Source organism: Paenibacillus sp. FSL P4-0081 (assembly GCF_000758565.1).
GTDB classification, from domain to species: domain Bacteria; phylum Bacillota; class Bacilli; order Paenibacillales; family Paenibacillaceae; genus Paenibacillus_AQ; species Paenibacillus_AQ phytohabitans.
The window spans coordinates 3,365,445-3,379,443 of the sequence record NZ_CP009280.1; the positions used below are offsets into that span (position 1 = coordinate 3,365,445).

Annotated in this window: 11 protein-coding genes; 9 read left to right on the forward strand and 2 right to left on the reverse strand. The window is 51.8% G+C overall.

Annotation, left to right across the window (positions count from 1 at the left end):
- The first annotated feature begins 81 nt into the window (after window positions 1-81).
- On the forward strand, window positions 82-3,747 hold the full coding sequence (locus P40081_RS13990; RefSeq protein ID WP_442950226.1) for a X2-like carbohydrate binding domain-containing protein: 3,666 nt from the start codon (window positions 82-84) through the stop codon (window positions 3,745-3,747).
- Between the two features lie 125 nt (window positions 3,748-3,872).
- On the opposite strand, the gene P40081_RS13995 is transcribed toward P40081_RS13990, so the two are convergent.
- Window positions 3,873-4,613, reverse strand: coding sequence for an SDR family NAD(P)-dependent oxidoreductase (locus P40081_RS13995; protein WP_042136215.1), 741 nt, complete (start codon window positions 4,611-4,613; stop codon window positions 3,873-3,875).
- Between the two features lie 399 nt (window positions 4,614-5,012).
- On the opposite strand from P40081_RS13995, the gene P40081_RS14000 reads away from it, so the two are divergent.
- The 4 genes from P40081_RS14000 (at window position 5,013) to P40081_RS14015 (ending at window position 9,288) form a co-directional block, all read left to right on the forward strand.
- Window positions 5,013-5,909, forward strand: coding sequence for a LysR family transcriptional regulator (locus P40081_RS14000; RefSeq protein WP_042136216.1), 897 nt, complete (start codon window positions 5,013-5,015; stop codon window positions 5,907-5,909).
- Between the two features lie 183 nt (window positions 5,910-6,092).
- Window positions 6,093-6,686 carry a sigma-70 family RNA polymerase sigma factor gene (locus P40081_RS14005; RefSeq protein WP_042136218.1) on the forward strand — a complete coding sequence of 198 codons (594 nt, stop codon included), beginning with the start codon at window positions 6,093-6,095 and terminating at the stop codon, window positions 6,684-6,686.
- Window positions 6,665-7,642 carry a hypothetical protein gene (locus P40081_RS14010; RefSeq protein ID WP_042136220.1) on the forward strand — a complete coding sequence of 326 codons (978 nt, stop codon included), beginning with the start codon at window positions 6,665-6,667 and terminating at the stop codon, window positions 7,640-7,642. Before P40081_RS14005 ends, P40081_RS14010 begins: the two co-directional genes overlap by 22 nt.
- 1,022 nt (window positions 7,643-8,664) lie before the next feature.
- A complete protein-coding gene (locus P40081_RS14015; RefSeq protein WP_042136221.1) occupies window positions 8,665-9,288 on the forward strand; it encodes a hypothetical protein in 624 nt (207 codons plus the stop codon).
- A gap of 118 nt (window positions 9,289-9,406) precedes the next feature.
- On the opposite strand, the gene P40081_RS14020 is transcribed toward P40081_RS14015, so the two are convergent.
- Window positions 9,407-10,024, reverse strand: coding sequence for a nitroreductase family protein (locus tag P40081_RS14020; protein ID WP_042136223.1), 618 nt, complete (start codon window positions 10,022-10,024; stop codon window positions 9,407-9,409).
- Window positions 10,025-10,349: 325 nt separating this feature from the next.
- Here P40081_RS14020 and P40081_RS14025 point away from each other — a divergent pair, with 325 nt between their 5' ends.
- The 4 genes from P40081_RS14025 (at window position 10,350) to P40081_RS14040 (ending at window position 13,863) form a co-directional block, all read left to right on the forward strand.
- The gene (locus P40081_RS14025; protein WP_042136226.1) at window positions 10,350-10,787 is read left to right on the forward strand and encodes a DUF1641 domain-containing protein; all 438 of its coding nucleotides are present in this window, start codon (window positions 10,350-10,352) and stop codon (window positions 10,785-10,787) included.
- A 40-nt stretch (window positions 10,788-10,827) separates the two neighbouring features.
- Window positions 10,828-12,006 (forward strand): NAD(P)/FAD-dependent oxidoreductase, encoded by a 1,179-nt coding sequence (locus tag P40081_RS14030; protein ID WP_042136228.1) that lies wholly within the window; start codon window positions 10,828-10,830, stop codon window positions 12,004-12,006.
- Window positions 12,007-12,220: 214 nt separating this feature from the next.
- Entirely contained in the window at window positions 12,221-13,006 is a 786-nt protein-coding gene (locus P40081_RS14035) for an alpha/beta fold hydrolase (protein ID WP_231575355.1), read from the forward strand.
- Window positions 13,007-13,233: 227 nt separating this feature from the next.
- Entirely contained in the window at window positions 13,234-13,863 is a 630-nt protein-coding gene (locus P40081_RS14040) for an SGNH/GDSL hydrolase family protein (protein WP_042136230.1), read from the forward strand.
- Window positions 13,864-13,999: the final 136 nt, after the last annotated feature.

Consider the following 13,999-nt stretch of genomic DNA (forward strand, 5'->3'; position numbering starts at 1 on the left):
CGTTTTCCCTCACTGTACAGGTTGTCAGCGCTCTATAATGAAAGCGTTATCAAAGAAAGAACCTGGGAGGTTAGAACCGTGATTCGAAAACGTATCCGAAGAATGGGAATGGTTGTCCTGCTGGCTGCAATGCCCTGCTCATTGTTTACCGTTTCTCCCGCAGTAACTCATGCCGCAGCAAGTGAAGCCTACAACTGGAACAGCGTGGTTACCGGTGCAGGCGGAGGGTTTGTTCCGGGTATTATTTTTAACCAGACTGAGCCGAATCTGATCTATGCGCGGACGGATATCGGCGGTGCCTACCGCTGGAATCAGACATCCGGCAGCTGGACATCGATCAGCGATGCTGTCGGCTGGGTGGACTGGAACAAGAATGGCGTAGATGCGCTGGCAACCGATCCGGTGAATCCGGACAAGGTGTATATGGCTACCGGCACCTATACGAACTCATGGGACGATAATGGACAAATCATGCGCTCCAGCGACCGGGGAAATACGTGGCAGACAACGCCGCTGCCGTTCAAGGTTGGCGGTAACATGCCCGGACGTTCGGCAGGCGAACGGCTTGTGATTGACCCGAATAAGAACAGCATCCTGTTCTTCGGGGCGCGGAGCGGGAACGGTCTGTGGAAGAGCACCGACTCCGGGGTCACTTGGTCCAAGGTCAGCTCCTTCCCTAATGTGGGGACGTACATTCAGAATCCGACGCTTGATTACGGCAATGATCTTGTAGGATTATCCTGGATTACTTTTGATAAAAGCACAGGCACCTCCGGGAATGCCACCCAGACGATTTATGTGGGAGTAGCGGATACGGCAAGCAGTGTCTACCGCAGCACGGACGGGGGAGCAACCTGGAGTGCACTGCCCGGCCAGCCTGTAGGTTATCTGCCGCATCATGGTGTTCTGTCTTCTACAGGTGATCTGTATATTACCTACAGCAATGGCGTTGGGCCGTATGACGGCAGTAAAGGCGAGGTCTGGAAATGGAACAAAACAAGCGGGGTGTGGACGAATATCAGTCCGTCTACGGGAACCGATAACTGGTACGGATTCGGCGGACTTGCCGTTGATGCGCAGCATCCTGACACCGTGATGGTCTCCAGTCTGAATGCCTGGTGGCCGGATGAAGTCATCTTCCGCAGCACCAACGGCGGGGCAACCTGGAGCCGGATTTGGGATTGGGGTAATTATCCGGAACGGACCTATAAGTTCGCAATGGATATCACGGCTGCCCCGTGGCTTGACCATGGAGTAACGTCCACCTCCCTTGATCCTTCGCCCAAGCTGGGCTGGATGATGGGGGATCTGGAGATTGATCCGTTCAACTCCAACCGGATGATGTACGGTACGGGTGCTACCATCTATGGTTCAAATAACTTAGGCGCTTGGGATACCGGCGGTAAAGTCAATATTTCCGTGATGGCGAAGGGAGTGGAAGAGACTGCAGTGCTGGGGCTGATCAGCCCTCCAGCAGGAGCACACCTGATTACTGCACTCGGGGATGTGTCCGGCTTCCGGTATGATGATGTCACTGCAGCACCGGTGAAGTTCCAGACAAGTCCTTCCTGGGCAACCACAACCGGCATCGATTATGCTGAGTTAAGCCCAGCCTATGTAGTACGTGTTGGCGGTGCGGACAAGGAGAAGTCCCCAAGCATGAAGTCAGTCGGGATCTCCAATGACGGCGGCACGAACTGGTATATGCCGAATGCAGAGCCCTCGAACGGGACTAAGACGACTGCCGGGCAAGGCCAGGTAGCTGTATCCGCGAGCGGCAACTCTATTCTGTGGAGCACCTCGGATATTGGCGTGTACTATTCCAAGTCGACCGGCAATTCCTGGACAGCCAGCAGCGGTGTGCCTGCCGGGGCCAAGATTGCTTCGGACCGGGTGAATGCGAATAAGTTTTATGCCTTCTATGCGGGAACCTTCTACGTCAGTACGGATGGCGGAGCAACGTTCACGGCTACGGGAGCAACAGGCTTCCCGACCAATAATGTCGGTAATCTTCAGCCGAATCAGGCCCAGATCAGCATCAAAGCCATGCCGGGCATCGAAGGCGATATCTGGTTTGCCGGCGGCAATACGGTTGAGAACAAATATGGCTTATGGCACTCTGTCAATTCAGGCGCAAGCTTCACCAAGCTGGCCAATGTTGATGAAGCTGACCTCATCGGGTTCGGCAAGGCAGCGCCGGGCCAGAGCTACATGGCACTCTATACAGTAGCTCAGATCGACGGTGTGAGAGGGGTCTTCCGGTCTGATAATGCCGGGGCCAGCTGGGTACGGATCAATGACAATGCCCATCAGTATGCCAAAATCAACATGGCCATCACTGGAGATCCGCGCATCTACGGACGCGTATATCTGGGAACCAATGGCCGGGGCACTTTATACGCTGATCCGGTGAACCCGCCGGCGGCAGGCTCAACAATTACACCGGTCAGTGCCAGCTTCGATAAGAAGACGGCGAATCAGGCGGATATCAACGTGACGGTGACGCTGAACGGGAACACACTAAGCAGCATTAAGAACGGCGCGGCAACGTTGACTGCCGGAACGGATTATACTGTGAGCGGCTCGGCAGTCACGATCAAGAAAGCATACCTGGCAGCGCAGGCGGTGGGCACGACAACGCTGAGCTTCAATTTCAGCGCCGGAGCGGCGCAGACCTTGGCTGTTGCGGTAGTGGATACAACAACGCCGGCCAGCAATTCTGCGATCACGCCGGTAAGCGCCAGCTTCGACAAGAAGACGGCGAATCAGGCGGATATCGCCGTGACGATGACGCTGAACGGGAACACGTTAAGCAGCATTAAGAACGGCGCGGCAACGTTGACCGCCGGAACAGATTATACTGTGAGCGGCTCGGCAGTCACGATCAGCAAAGCATATCTGGCAGCGCAGGCGGTGGGTACGACAACGCTGAGCTTCAATTTCAGCGCCGGAGCGGCGCAGACTTTGGCTGTTGCGGTAGTGGACACAACAACTCCGGCCAGCAATTCTGCGATCACGCCGGTCAGTGCCAGCTTCGATAAGAAGACGGCGAATCAGGCGGATATCGCCGTGACGATGACGCTGAACGGGAACACGTTAACCTCGATTAAGAACGGTGCGGCATCGTTGACCACCGGGACGGATTATAGTGTGAGCGGTTCGGTTGCCACGATCAGCAAGGCGTATCTGGCCGCGCAGGCGGTGGGTACGACAACGCTGAGCTTCAATTTCAGCGCCGGAGCGGCGCAGACCTTGGCTGTTGCGGTAGTGGACACAACAGCACCGGCCGCTGGCGCCATTAAAGTTCAGATGTACAACAGCAGCACAGCGGCTGCGGCCAATACGCTGAGCCCGAAGATTAAGCTGATGAATACCGGCACGGCTGCTGTTTCATTGGCCGATGTGAAGATCAGATATTATTACACTATTGACGGTGAGCAGACCCAGAGCTTCTTCTGCGACTGGTCGCAGGTGGGAAGCGCGAATGTGACCGGGACGTTTGTGAAGCTTCCGGCTGCCAAGACCGGAGCTGATTATTACCTGGAGCTTGGATTTACAAGCGCAGCAGGTTCCCTTGCGGCCGGGGAGAGCATAGATATTCAGCTGCGGGCGTCCAAGTCGGATTGGAGCAATTACACCCAGACCGGAGATTATTCCTTTAATGCAGCAGGTACGGCTTATGCGGATTGGGCCAATATTCCGGCCTATATCTCCGGCAGCCTGGTATGGGGGAATGAACCATCTTGATTAGGAGTTCAAGTAAGTAGAGTAGCAGAGTCTTGAACAGCTTCGAACAGACAGCCCCCTTCCGCAATAGTGCGGAGAGGGGGCTGCTTGCTGTGTGTAGAATGAATCTGCCAGCGCTATAGCGGCTATAAAGTCTGCCCGCTGTCGACTGTGATAATCTGCCCGGTCATGGCTTCCTGAGCGAGCGCGGAGCAGATGAAACGGGCGATATCTTCCGGCGCGGCAATGCTCTGCAGCAGCAGGTTCGGTGCGAGCTTGTGCATCTGCGCTTCCCGGCCCGCCCACCAGCGTGTCGCTACGGCTCCAGGGGCAACGCAGTTGACCCGGATGTCAGGGGCGAGAGCCTTGGCCAGCGACCGGGTCAGACCGTGAACAGCCGCTTTGGACACCGCGTAAGGAAGTGACGAACCGGCACCCGTATTTCCGGCAATACTGCCGAGATTGACGATGGCTCCTTGTCCGCTTGACTTCATATACGGGGCGGCTGCCCGGGCACAGAAGAACATACCTTTGACATTCACGCCGTATAATTCATCCCACACCTCCGAGGTGACGGCTTCCAGATCATCCATAGGAATATGCTGCGTGATACTGGCATTATTCACCAGCAGGTTTACAGTGCCGTAGGTCTGTACTACTTGTTCTACCATTGCCCGTACCTCGGTATTTGCGGACACATCAGCTTGTACAGCAATGGCCTGCCCGCCCTGCGCTATGATCATGTCAACCGTTTCCCGGGCTTCCGCTTCCGAACGGGAATAATTCACGGCAACCTTTACACCTTGCCCGGCAAGCTGAAGGCTGGTTGCCCGCCCGATACCTGTTCCTCCGCCTGTCACTATCGCGACTTTACCCTTCAGATCCATCCTTATCCGCTCCCGACTTCTTATTGTTATGGAATATCCTGAGTACAATTGTATTCAGTTTGCCTGGTTTTGTATAATTGAATGAAATGAAGGATTGGTTCAATAATATTGAACTATATCGAGCGCACTAGAGCAATCTCAACAGCAGATGGTCAATGGACTCTGTAATGAAACATCCTCAAGCTCAGGGAGGCTGAATGCTATTCGCCATTCCCTATTGCACTCTGTACAGTAGAATTCTGTGAAATCGGTGAATGTGAGCAGAAATGAGGAAATCAATTGTATGAAGGACTTGTAGAAAATGCAATGAAGAACGATAGGACGGCGAAAAACGGGATAAGTGTAGGGATAAAATAAATGTATTTTGCCGGGAGTCTTACTGGAAAGAGGTTAGCGAAAATGGATTTCAAAACTTTAAAAACCTTTCAGGCCATTGTGAGCACAGGAAGCTTTAACCGTGCAGCCGAAGAGCTTAGCTATGCCCAGTCTACGGTAACTATGCAGATCCAGAAGCTTGAGGCTCAACTGGGCGTTCAGCTGCTGGAGCGCGGCAAACAGCAGGTGATCCTGACGGAGGCCGGGAGGCTGTTCCATGAGCAGAGCCTGCAGATTGTGAAAGACATGGAGCGGCTGCAGAGCAGTCTGGCTGATCTGCAGTCGGGCGGAGCAGGGAGCGTCCGGATCGGTGTAACCGATCCGACTGCGAGTTACCGGCTGCCGCAGCTTTTGCGCATATTCATGGAACAGTTTCCCCGGATCGTACTTTCAGTAGAGATTGCCGGAACAGCGGCTCTCAGCGGGCGGCTCCTCCGGGGAGAACTCGACATGATTCTGTGCTCCGCCCCGCAGCTTGGGACGGAGCTGTATTTCGAGCCGCTTTTCACCGAGCAATTCGTGCTGCTGCTGCCCGAAGGTCATCCTCTGGAGACGGAGAAGGAGATTACTGCGGACCTGCTTCGCGGACACCGTCTGCTCATTACGGCTGCGGATTGTCCTTACCGTAAGAAGCTGGAGAGTATTTTGCAGGAAGCAGCCGGTCCCCCGCTGAACACCATGGAAATCGGCAGTATGTCCGCCTTGAAATTCTATGTGGAGAACGGTATTGGGATGGCTTTTGTACCTGAGATTACCTTACAGACTCTTCCGTCTGGTACAGTGGTCAGGAGACTATCAGGGCCGGCAGTTGATATGAGCTGCGGAATCGCCTGCAGAATAGCTGATTACCCGCTGAGGGGGGCGAACTTACAAGTCTATCAATTCCTGAAGCGGGAATTGGGGATACCTGTGCATATGTAAATAGAGCTGATAAGAACCGTTTTTGACAACTATACTTTACTTCCACATCCGGCAATTCATGACGAAACTCATGGGCGGCCGGCTTTTTTTGTGTAAGGATTGAATTTATTGTACTCAAAGGGAACCATTGTCCCGCAGCGGACCAATATAGAGTGAAAACCAAGACAGAGAGGAGAGAGACGGATGACTGAGGAAGAGCTGCATGGCTGTCTGCAAAGGCTGAAAGAAGGAGACAAGGATGCTTTCACTGCGCTGCATGACAGCATCAGGCACCAGGTGTACGGGACAGTCTGTCTGCTTGTTGACCGGCAGGGCGATGTGGCTGATGTAGTGAATGAAATCTACATCGAATTGTTCCGTAGTCTGCCGCAGTATGACAGGAATCGGCCTTTTGGGGCATGGCTGAACGGAATGATTGTACGGCAATGCAGCAACTGGAGCCGGAGGAGCTGGCGCAGGCTGCGCATCCAGATCCGCAGCAGGGAGAATGCAACAGAGTTGTTGCTGCCGGGAGCGGATACACCGCTCCTTGAGCAGGAACAGCGGGGAGAGCTGCTCCAGCTGGTTGCTGGGCTTCCCCCTAAACTGCGCAGTGTTGTTGTCCTTCGCTACTATGGGGAATGCAGCTTTGACGAGATTGCCTCTGCCTTGGAGATACCGCTGGGTACCGCTAAATCCAGGCATCACAAGGCAATGCGCAAACTGCGGCAGCATGCCGTATTCACAGAGGAAGATGAGATGAAGGGGGACTATACATGCCTGTCGAAAGTCAATTGAAACGGGAATTTGCCAGCCTTAAGCAGAATACAGTAATGCCGGAACAGCTGGAGACACAGATTTCCGCAAGCTTTGATCAGTACTTCAAATTCCAAAACGAACGGAAAACCAAAAGACATATGCGCGGCACTGCAAGGATAGCGGTTGTTCTCTGCGGCCTGATGCTGTTCGGAGGCGTGGTTTATGGTGCGGAAAGGTTATGGGCCGTTACATATGGTTCTACTGGAATAAAGGTGATCGTTCATTCGGACTATACTGAATCCGATGAACACGGTGAGCACGTGAAGCTGCTTGTTGAAGACATTCAGACTAAACTGGCTGTGAATGAATCCGCCTTCCTGTACGTGTCACTGCCCAATGGGGGATATGACCTGCTTAAGGTGAACTGTCCGCAGCTGTTCTCCGATATAGAGAGCTGGAAGGAGGTCATCGAGCCAATTACCGGAAAGCTGGCTGTGCCAAGCAGTCTGCCGGAAGGATATTATTTTGCCGAAGCGAGATCTGACAGTCAGATTGGGATTATAGACGAGTCCTGGGTAAAGAAATACACCAATGTCCTCTCGAAAAGGGTCAAGCCCGGTGAGGATTATGCCTGGATCAAGAGCTTCAACACTCCTAATAGAATAGCTAAGACTGTAAGCCCGCAGCTCATATATGAGGGTCCAAGAGGGAAAAGTGATGCAATTGTGGTTAAGTATACGCCTAGCGGACCGGAAGCGCAGCTCACAGCAAATTTTGCAGCGGCTACTACGGTTGAGGAGATGAAGGTTGGAGCTTTAGATGCTTTATATATTGTGAATAAAGAAGCTTATGGGAACCAAAACAACTATTATGCTTATATCCAGTGGATCGAGCTAGGGGAGAATAACGAATGGAACATTTTGCATGAAGTAAGCACAGAATCACCGGATGTATCCAAAGAGACTCTGCTTAAAGTTGCCGAAGGCCTGCGCTAAAGCGGCCTATGCCAAGGTCAGCTGCATGCTTGTCCCGCTATAACTAAAATAAATCCCCCTATAACACATATAAACCTCTATTATTGATAGCTTCATCAACAATAGAGGTTTATATAATAACCACTATACCCATGTTCTTCTCAGACTCCTTATCCTATCCTTTGTACTCAGCCGGGTAGAAATCGTCCGAGGCGGCAGTCAATTTGCCTATCCTGCCCGTTAAATCTTCTCTAATTCATCCGCTGACCACGATAGGATTGATTGTGGGCTTTTGAGCTTTAAGAAGCTCATACCATTTCGTGTAGGGATGGATTGAAAGCTATAACGCCAGGATCAAAGATATAGTCTCAAGCTCAGGGAGTACAGCTGCTTAAGAGGACTGCCGGAGATTCTGCCCCCGCATGCGTTCTTACCGCAGTGTATGGTTCCTTGAGTTGATACCTGTATTATACCGTGACATGCCGCAGCCGTAAAAAGGCGAATACTTTAAATTTGCGGTTATTTTTCACTGTAAGATCATGTAAGCGCTATTATGCTTCCTTATCCTTAGTTTTTTAGGAGGATTCCGAACACAAGCCCTTATTTCGCCAAAAAGCCTCCTGATCAGGAGGATTCGGACTGAGAATCCTTTATCCTGTTCTTTTAAGCGCTATAACAAGGCGTTTCAGGACATTAACGGAATCTCAGTCCGAATGTCCTGGCAATTCGCCATTTCTTCGCAAATAACGGAATCCCAGTGCTCCTCACGAGCTGATGCGTTCATGAGCCCGTGATGCTCTAGCCAATCTCCAGCCAAGCTCCAGGTGAGGAAAAGTGCAATTGCTAAGCTACTTAGCTCCAGCATGATTTGTCCGCAGGTAGCTTCACAATCTCTAGCTTGATTCACCTGCAGGGCAAATTTGGTGCCCTGGAACAGTGCTGTCTTATAAAATGGACGGCAAAAGCGTTGCCGTTTGCTGTATAATTTACTGATTGTTATGTTGCGGTTCAGCTATCCGGGCACTTGAGGGAGGAAGAAAAGGATGAGTTTGTTTGGAGTGAGGCTTGACGGAACCCGCAGCGGGTTAATCAAGTCTTTTCTGGAGGATAATTATGTATGTGCGGGAGATCCTGTTGTTGGAGATCTGGAGTCCAGCGGGAGAGAGGATATCCGCAGCAGGCTGGCTGCATCCGGAGCTTATCAGGGGCAGGAGCTGGAAGAAGCTCTCAGCAGTTTAGACACGTTCGTCAACGTGATGCAGGACGGGGATTATGTGCTGATTGCGGATGAGGAATGGGTATACCTTGGCGATCTGGGTGATTATTTCTTTGATGCCCGGCAGGAGAGTGTGGAGGGCGGAACTGCGCACCGGCGCGGAGTAACCTGGCTGAAGAGTCTGCCCCGTACAGCTGTGAATTCTGCAGTACAAGCACGGCTTGCTTCGGATCAGGAGGTTACCCGCTATTCAGGGCTGCTGCCTGCAGCAAGAATGGATTTGTGGCTTGCAGATTCTTCGGCTGGCGATATGGAGACTGCTCATTCCCCGGCCCGTGTGGATGAAGCCACAATAGCTGAGGCGCTGGCTGTTCTGAAGGCTGCCCTGCACAGTCCCGATGCGGAGCGGCGGGAACGCGCGGCAGCGGCTATACTGCATTATGCCAAATGAACATCAGACTGAAGCTTTATCTTATAAAATCACAGCAAAAAGGTCTTCCGGTTAAGCTGCCGGAAGACCTTTTTGCTGTCAACTATTAAACAGGGACTTCGCTGGACCGGGTTTATTCTCAGATAAATTCAACGAACTCATTAACCGGCTTGCGGTAGCCGCGCGGTCTAATTTTGTGCTTGTTGTCTTTGCCGATCGTAATCAGCATTACCGGAACGAAGTTGTCGCTGAGCCCGAGGGTAGCTTTCACCGCCTCCGGATCAAAACCGATCATCGGGCAGGTATCCCAGCCCTTGTCTTTGGCAATCAGCATGAACTGCATAGCTGACAAGGAAGCATTGCGGATTGCTTCATCCCGCTGGAAAGCGTCTTTTCCAGTATAAGAATCATTAATAGACTGAATGGTGCGGTCGTAATCCTCTTCGCTCATGGCTCCCAGCATTTTAAGTCCGCTATAGATTTCTGGAGCCTGCTGGTAGGCGTTTTTGTCACCCAGCACGACGATGACAGCCGAGGCGGTGTGGATTTTGTATTGACCGTAAGCACCTTTACGGATTTCTTCCTTCACAGTGTCATCGCTGATGACTTTGTAGTGGGCGTGCTGCAGGTTGAAGGCCGATGGAGCCAGGCGGGCCAGTGAGAACATCTCCTCCAGCTCATTCTGTGGGATTTGCACCCCTTCAACGAAATTCATTGCCGATCTGCGGGACTGTACCAATTCTGAAAAAGCACTCATAAATAATGACCTCCATTGGGATATGTATGTTGGTTAGTAAAAATCAATAGCTGATATTAATAAATAAGCTTACAATAAGTTACTTGCTTAAAATATCACAACTACAAGTGTACGTCAATGATTAAACAACAGTAAATTGTGAATTTTAGTTCAAATAGTCGATAAATTTTGAAAAAGCGAGAAAAGAAGTGATTTTAATCACAAAATAAGGCTATAAAGCCAAAAACATTGTGACATTTATTACAACCGGAATGTTATAATAGTCACATAGTTTCAGTGGATGAATACTTTTAAGCAGCAATGCCATTGTAAAGGAGACTTCAATATGTCAGAAACCATTACCCAAACCCCTTTGGAACAAGAAATACCCGCAGCAGGCCTTCCCCAAGAGGATTTGCTGAATCAGCTTCTGAAGCCGGAAGTTCAGGAATCCCTGATTCTTCTGGTGGAGCAGCTGCCGCAGATTACCCAACTGGTGAATGTATTAACCAAATCGGTCGATTTCGTACAGTCGGTTGCAACGGATGAAGTATTGAAAAATGATACGGTAGGCGCAATCAAGGAGATGGCGGGTCCTGTGGTAGGCTCTGTCAAGAATTTGGCGGCTACGGTTATTGAAGCGAAAGACCGCGCGGATGCAAGCAGTGAAACCATCAGCCTGTTTGGCATGATGAAAATGATCAAGGACCCGCAGGTACAAAACGTGCTCCGTTTCATGAATGCATACCTGCAGGTCAGCGGCGAACGCCAATCCGGTAAGTAATTATTGTTCAATTCTTAATCGTAGGGATGGAGGAAATATGATGTCAAAACACATAGTTATTCTAGGTGCAGGTTACGGCGGCTTATTGAGTGCGCTAACCGTGCGCAAATATATGAGCAAAGCTGAAGCCAGAGTTACAGTGGTTAATCAGTATCCGACACACCAGATCATTACCGAACTACACCGCCTTGCAGCAGGAAGTGCTTCTGAACAGGCGGTTGCCATGCCGCTTGCCAAGCTGTTCGCCGGTAAGGATATCGATCTGAAGATTGCCAAGGTTAATTCGTTCTCGGTGGAGAACAAGCAAATCATCCTCTCGGATGGTGTAATGCTGACTTATGATGCTCTTGTTGTCGGTCTGGGCAGCACGACGGCTTATTTCGGCATTCCGGGACTTGAACAGTACAGCATGGTGCTGAAATCGGCGGCGGATGCACTGCGGATTCACGGACATATTGAAGACCGGATTCGTGAATATGCCAAAAGCGGCAATGCGGCCGATGCAACCATCCTGATCGGCGGGGGCGGCTTGACAGGTGTTGAGCTTGTAGGTGAAATTGCCGATGTACTGCCCAAGCTGACTAAGAAATATGGAGTGAATCCGGCTGAGATCCAGCTGCTGCTCGTAGAAGCCGGCCCGAAGATTCTTCCGGTTCTGCCGGATCATCTGATTGAGCGCGCTACAACCAGCCTCGAGAAACGGGGAGTTCAGTTCCTGACAGGTCTTCCTGTTACTAATGTAGCAGGCAATACCATTGATCTGAAGGACGGCCGCCAGATTGTGGCGAATACCTTCGTCTGGACCGGCGGCGTGCAGGGCAACCCGCTGATCGGTGAGTCCGGGCTTGAAGTGAACCGCGGCCGCGCAACCGTGAATGAGTTCCTGCAATCCACTTCACACCAGAATGTATTTGTAGCCGGTGACAGTGCGGTTGTGTTCGCACCGGACGGCCGTCCGTATCCGCCAACGGCACAAATCGCCTGGCAGATGGGTGAACTGATCGGTTATAACCTTTACGCTTACCTGAATGATAAAGCCTCCGAGACCTTCAGTCCGGTGAATTCCGGGACACTTGCCAGTCTGGGACGCAGAGACGGAGTAGCGATTGTCGGCGGCAATTCCACACCGCTGAAGGGTCTGCCGGCAACGCTGATGAAGGAAGCAAGCAATATCCGGTATTTGACCCATATTCACGGGTTGTTCAGTCTGGCCTATTAATTCTCTCCTAACCATCTATCCTATAGCAGGCCGCTTCCATGCGGCAGATCATCCCCTTTAACCGCCGGCAGGCAGTTGAAGGGGATTTTTCATGAATTCAGACGGTGAAAGGAGAGCTGTGTGAAATTACATAGTAAATTACTGGAAGGACCTTTATCCTGAATGAGGCATACATCCTTTATATGAACTTTTTGCGCAGCACTAGGAGGAGAAGATGATTCAGAACGGATTTACATGCAATTGGATGGAGGTTCAAACGGACGGGCAGGGCCGCGGATTGTATTATAAATATTCTGCATACCGTGCGCCTGCTGTCATCTTTATTTCCGGATTAGGGGATGGTTGCGATTCCTGGAGCGGTGTCCAGGAGAATATTGCGCAGCATGCCTCAACCCTCGCTTATGACAGACCCGGTACCGGGACCAGCCCGGGAGTGCCGGGGCCGCGCTCCTGCCAGGATCTGGTGGAGGAGCTGTACCGGCTGCTTGCACTGCTGGATATTAAAGCCCCTTACATTCTGGTCGGTCATTCCTTTGGCGGTCTGGTAGCCAGACTCTTCGCTTGCTGCTATCCTGAGCGGACTGCGGGAATTGTACTGATAGATGCTGCAGGCGAATATAAGGAGCTTACTTATGAGCAGGTGCTGCCCCCGCAGCATATCGCTGCGAACCGGGCGTACCTGCTGAACCCTTCGCTCAATAGGGAGCAGATCGATAAGATGCAGAGCTATAAGCAGATCTCTGCTGCCCGGGGTTCCATGCCAAGCCAGGTTCCGCTGTCGGTGATAACCAGGGGGCTTGCGGATGAGGATGGATCAGACTGGCCGGCACACGCGATACTGGAGATTGAGCAGAAGAGCCAGGCGGAGTTCCTGGAATTATCTGCGGCCAGCAGACAGCTGATTGCGCCGGGTAGCGGTCATTATATCCATCATGACCAGCCCGGGCTCGTCATTGAAGAAATTATTGGGATGATACAAGCTCATTCCAATCGGGCTTAAAAACTGATATCAGCGTCTTCACAAGAACCTTCACAATACTGGAGATTATCAGCAATCAACCGAGAAGCCGCAGAAGGCAACCTGCATACTGCCCTGCATGAAGCGCTTAGAGCTGTGAACAGATTTACTCCGTAAATATGTAATGAAAACGTATTCGCAGAAAAATCTATTTGTTATAATGTTGATGTTTATACCATTACAGATGTTTTCATAGGAGGATTTCAGGCATGCCATTTCAAAAGAACGATATCATCCTGTTCCAGGGTGATAGTATCACGGATTGCGGCCGCAATTACGCAGACGCTTCATCACTTGGTGTAGGTTACGCGCTGATGGCGGGCGCTCGTCTTGGGCTGCAGTATCCGGAGAAGAACCTTACCTTCATCAACCGCGGCATCAGCGGCAACCGCGCCGTGGATCTGCAGGAGCGCTGGGACCGGGATTGTCTGGAGCTTAAGCCGACCTGGGTGTCGATTTATATCGGTGTTAATGATACCTGGCGCTGGTTCGATTCCGGGCAGGAGACTACTGCAGCTGAGTTCGAGGCTTCCTACCGTGATCTGATTGAACGCACCAAGCAGAGCCTGGATGCCAAGCTGGTGCTGGTTGAGCCGTTCGTACTGCCGGTGCCGGAAGACCGTAAGGGCTGGCGTAAGGACCTGGACCCGAAAATTCATGTGGTCCGTGAGCTGGCCCGTGAATATGGCGCTGTATTGGTCCCGCTGGACGGACTGTTCGCCGCCGCATCGGTTAAGGCCGAGCCTGCCTTCTGGGCCGGGGATGGCGTACATCCTTCACCTGCCGGCCATGCGCTGATTGCAGAAGCCTGGATGAAGGCTGTAGGGGCTATAAGCTAAAGCGGAATATAGCAGACTACTCCCAACATATTGAGTTTGCTGCTCAGACCGGTTCCTGCGTATCAAGCGGACCGGTTTTTGGCATACGCCGGGGCGGATAGGTTGCCTTCTGAACGGAAGCGGGAGATCCGTGAAT

What these genes read in the sequence shown, in the direction of transcription:
- P40081_RS13995 (WP_042136215.1), bottom strand. Translation starts at nt 4,613, where the DNA reads ATGGATCTGAAGGGTAAAGTCGCGATAGTGACAGGCGGAGGAACAGGT.
- P40081_RS14000 (WP_042136216.1), top strand. Translation starts at nt 5,013, where the DNA reads ATGGATTTCAAAACTTTAAAAACCTTTCAGGCCATTGTGAGCACAGGA.
- P40081_RS14005 (WP_042136218.1), top strand. Translation starts at nt 6,093, where the DNA reads ATGACTGAGGAAGAGCTGCATGGCTGTCTGCAAAGGCTGAAAGAAGGA.
- P40081_RS14010 (WP_042136220.1), top strand. Translation starts at nt 6,665, where the DNA reads ATGCCTGTCGAAAGTCAATTGAAACGGGAATTTGCCAGCCTTAAGCAG.
- P40081_RS14015 (WP_042136221.1), top strand. Translation starts at nt 8,665, where the DNA reads ATGAGTTTGTTTGGAGTGAGGCTTGACGGAACCCGCAGCGGGTTAATC.
- P40081_RS14020 (WP_042136223.1), bottom strand. Translation starts at nt 10,024, where the DNA reads ATGAGTGCTTTTTCAGAATTGGTACAGTCCCGCAGATCGGCAATGAAT.
- P40081_RS14025 (WP_042136226.1), top strand. Translation starts at nt 10,350, where the DNA reads ATGTCAGAAACCATTACCCAAACCCCTTTGGAACAAGAAATACCCGCA.
- P40081_RS14030 (WP_042136228.1), top strand. Translation starts at nt 10,828, where the DNA reads ATGTCAAAACACATAGTTATTCTAGGTGCAGGTTACGGCGGCTTATTG.
- P40081_RS14035 (WP_231575355.1), top strand. Translation starts at nt 12,221, where the DNA reads ATGATTCAGAACGGATTTACATGCAATTGGATGGAGGTTCAAACGGAC.
- P40081_RS14040 (WP_042136230.1), top strand. Translation starts at nt 13,234, where the DNA reads ATGCCATTTCAAAAGAACGATATCATCCTGTTCCAGGGTGATAGTATC.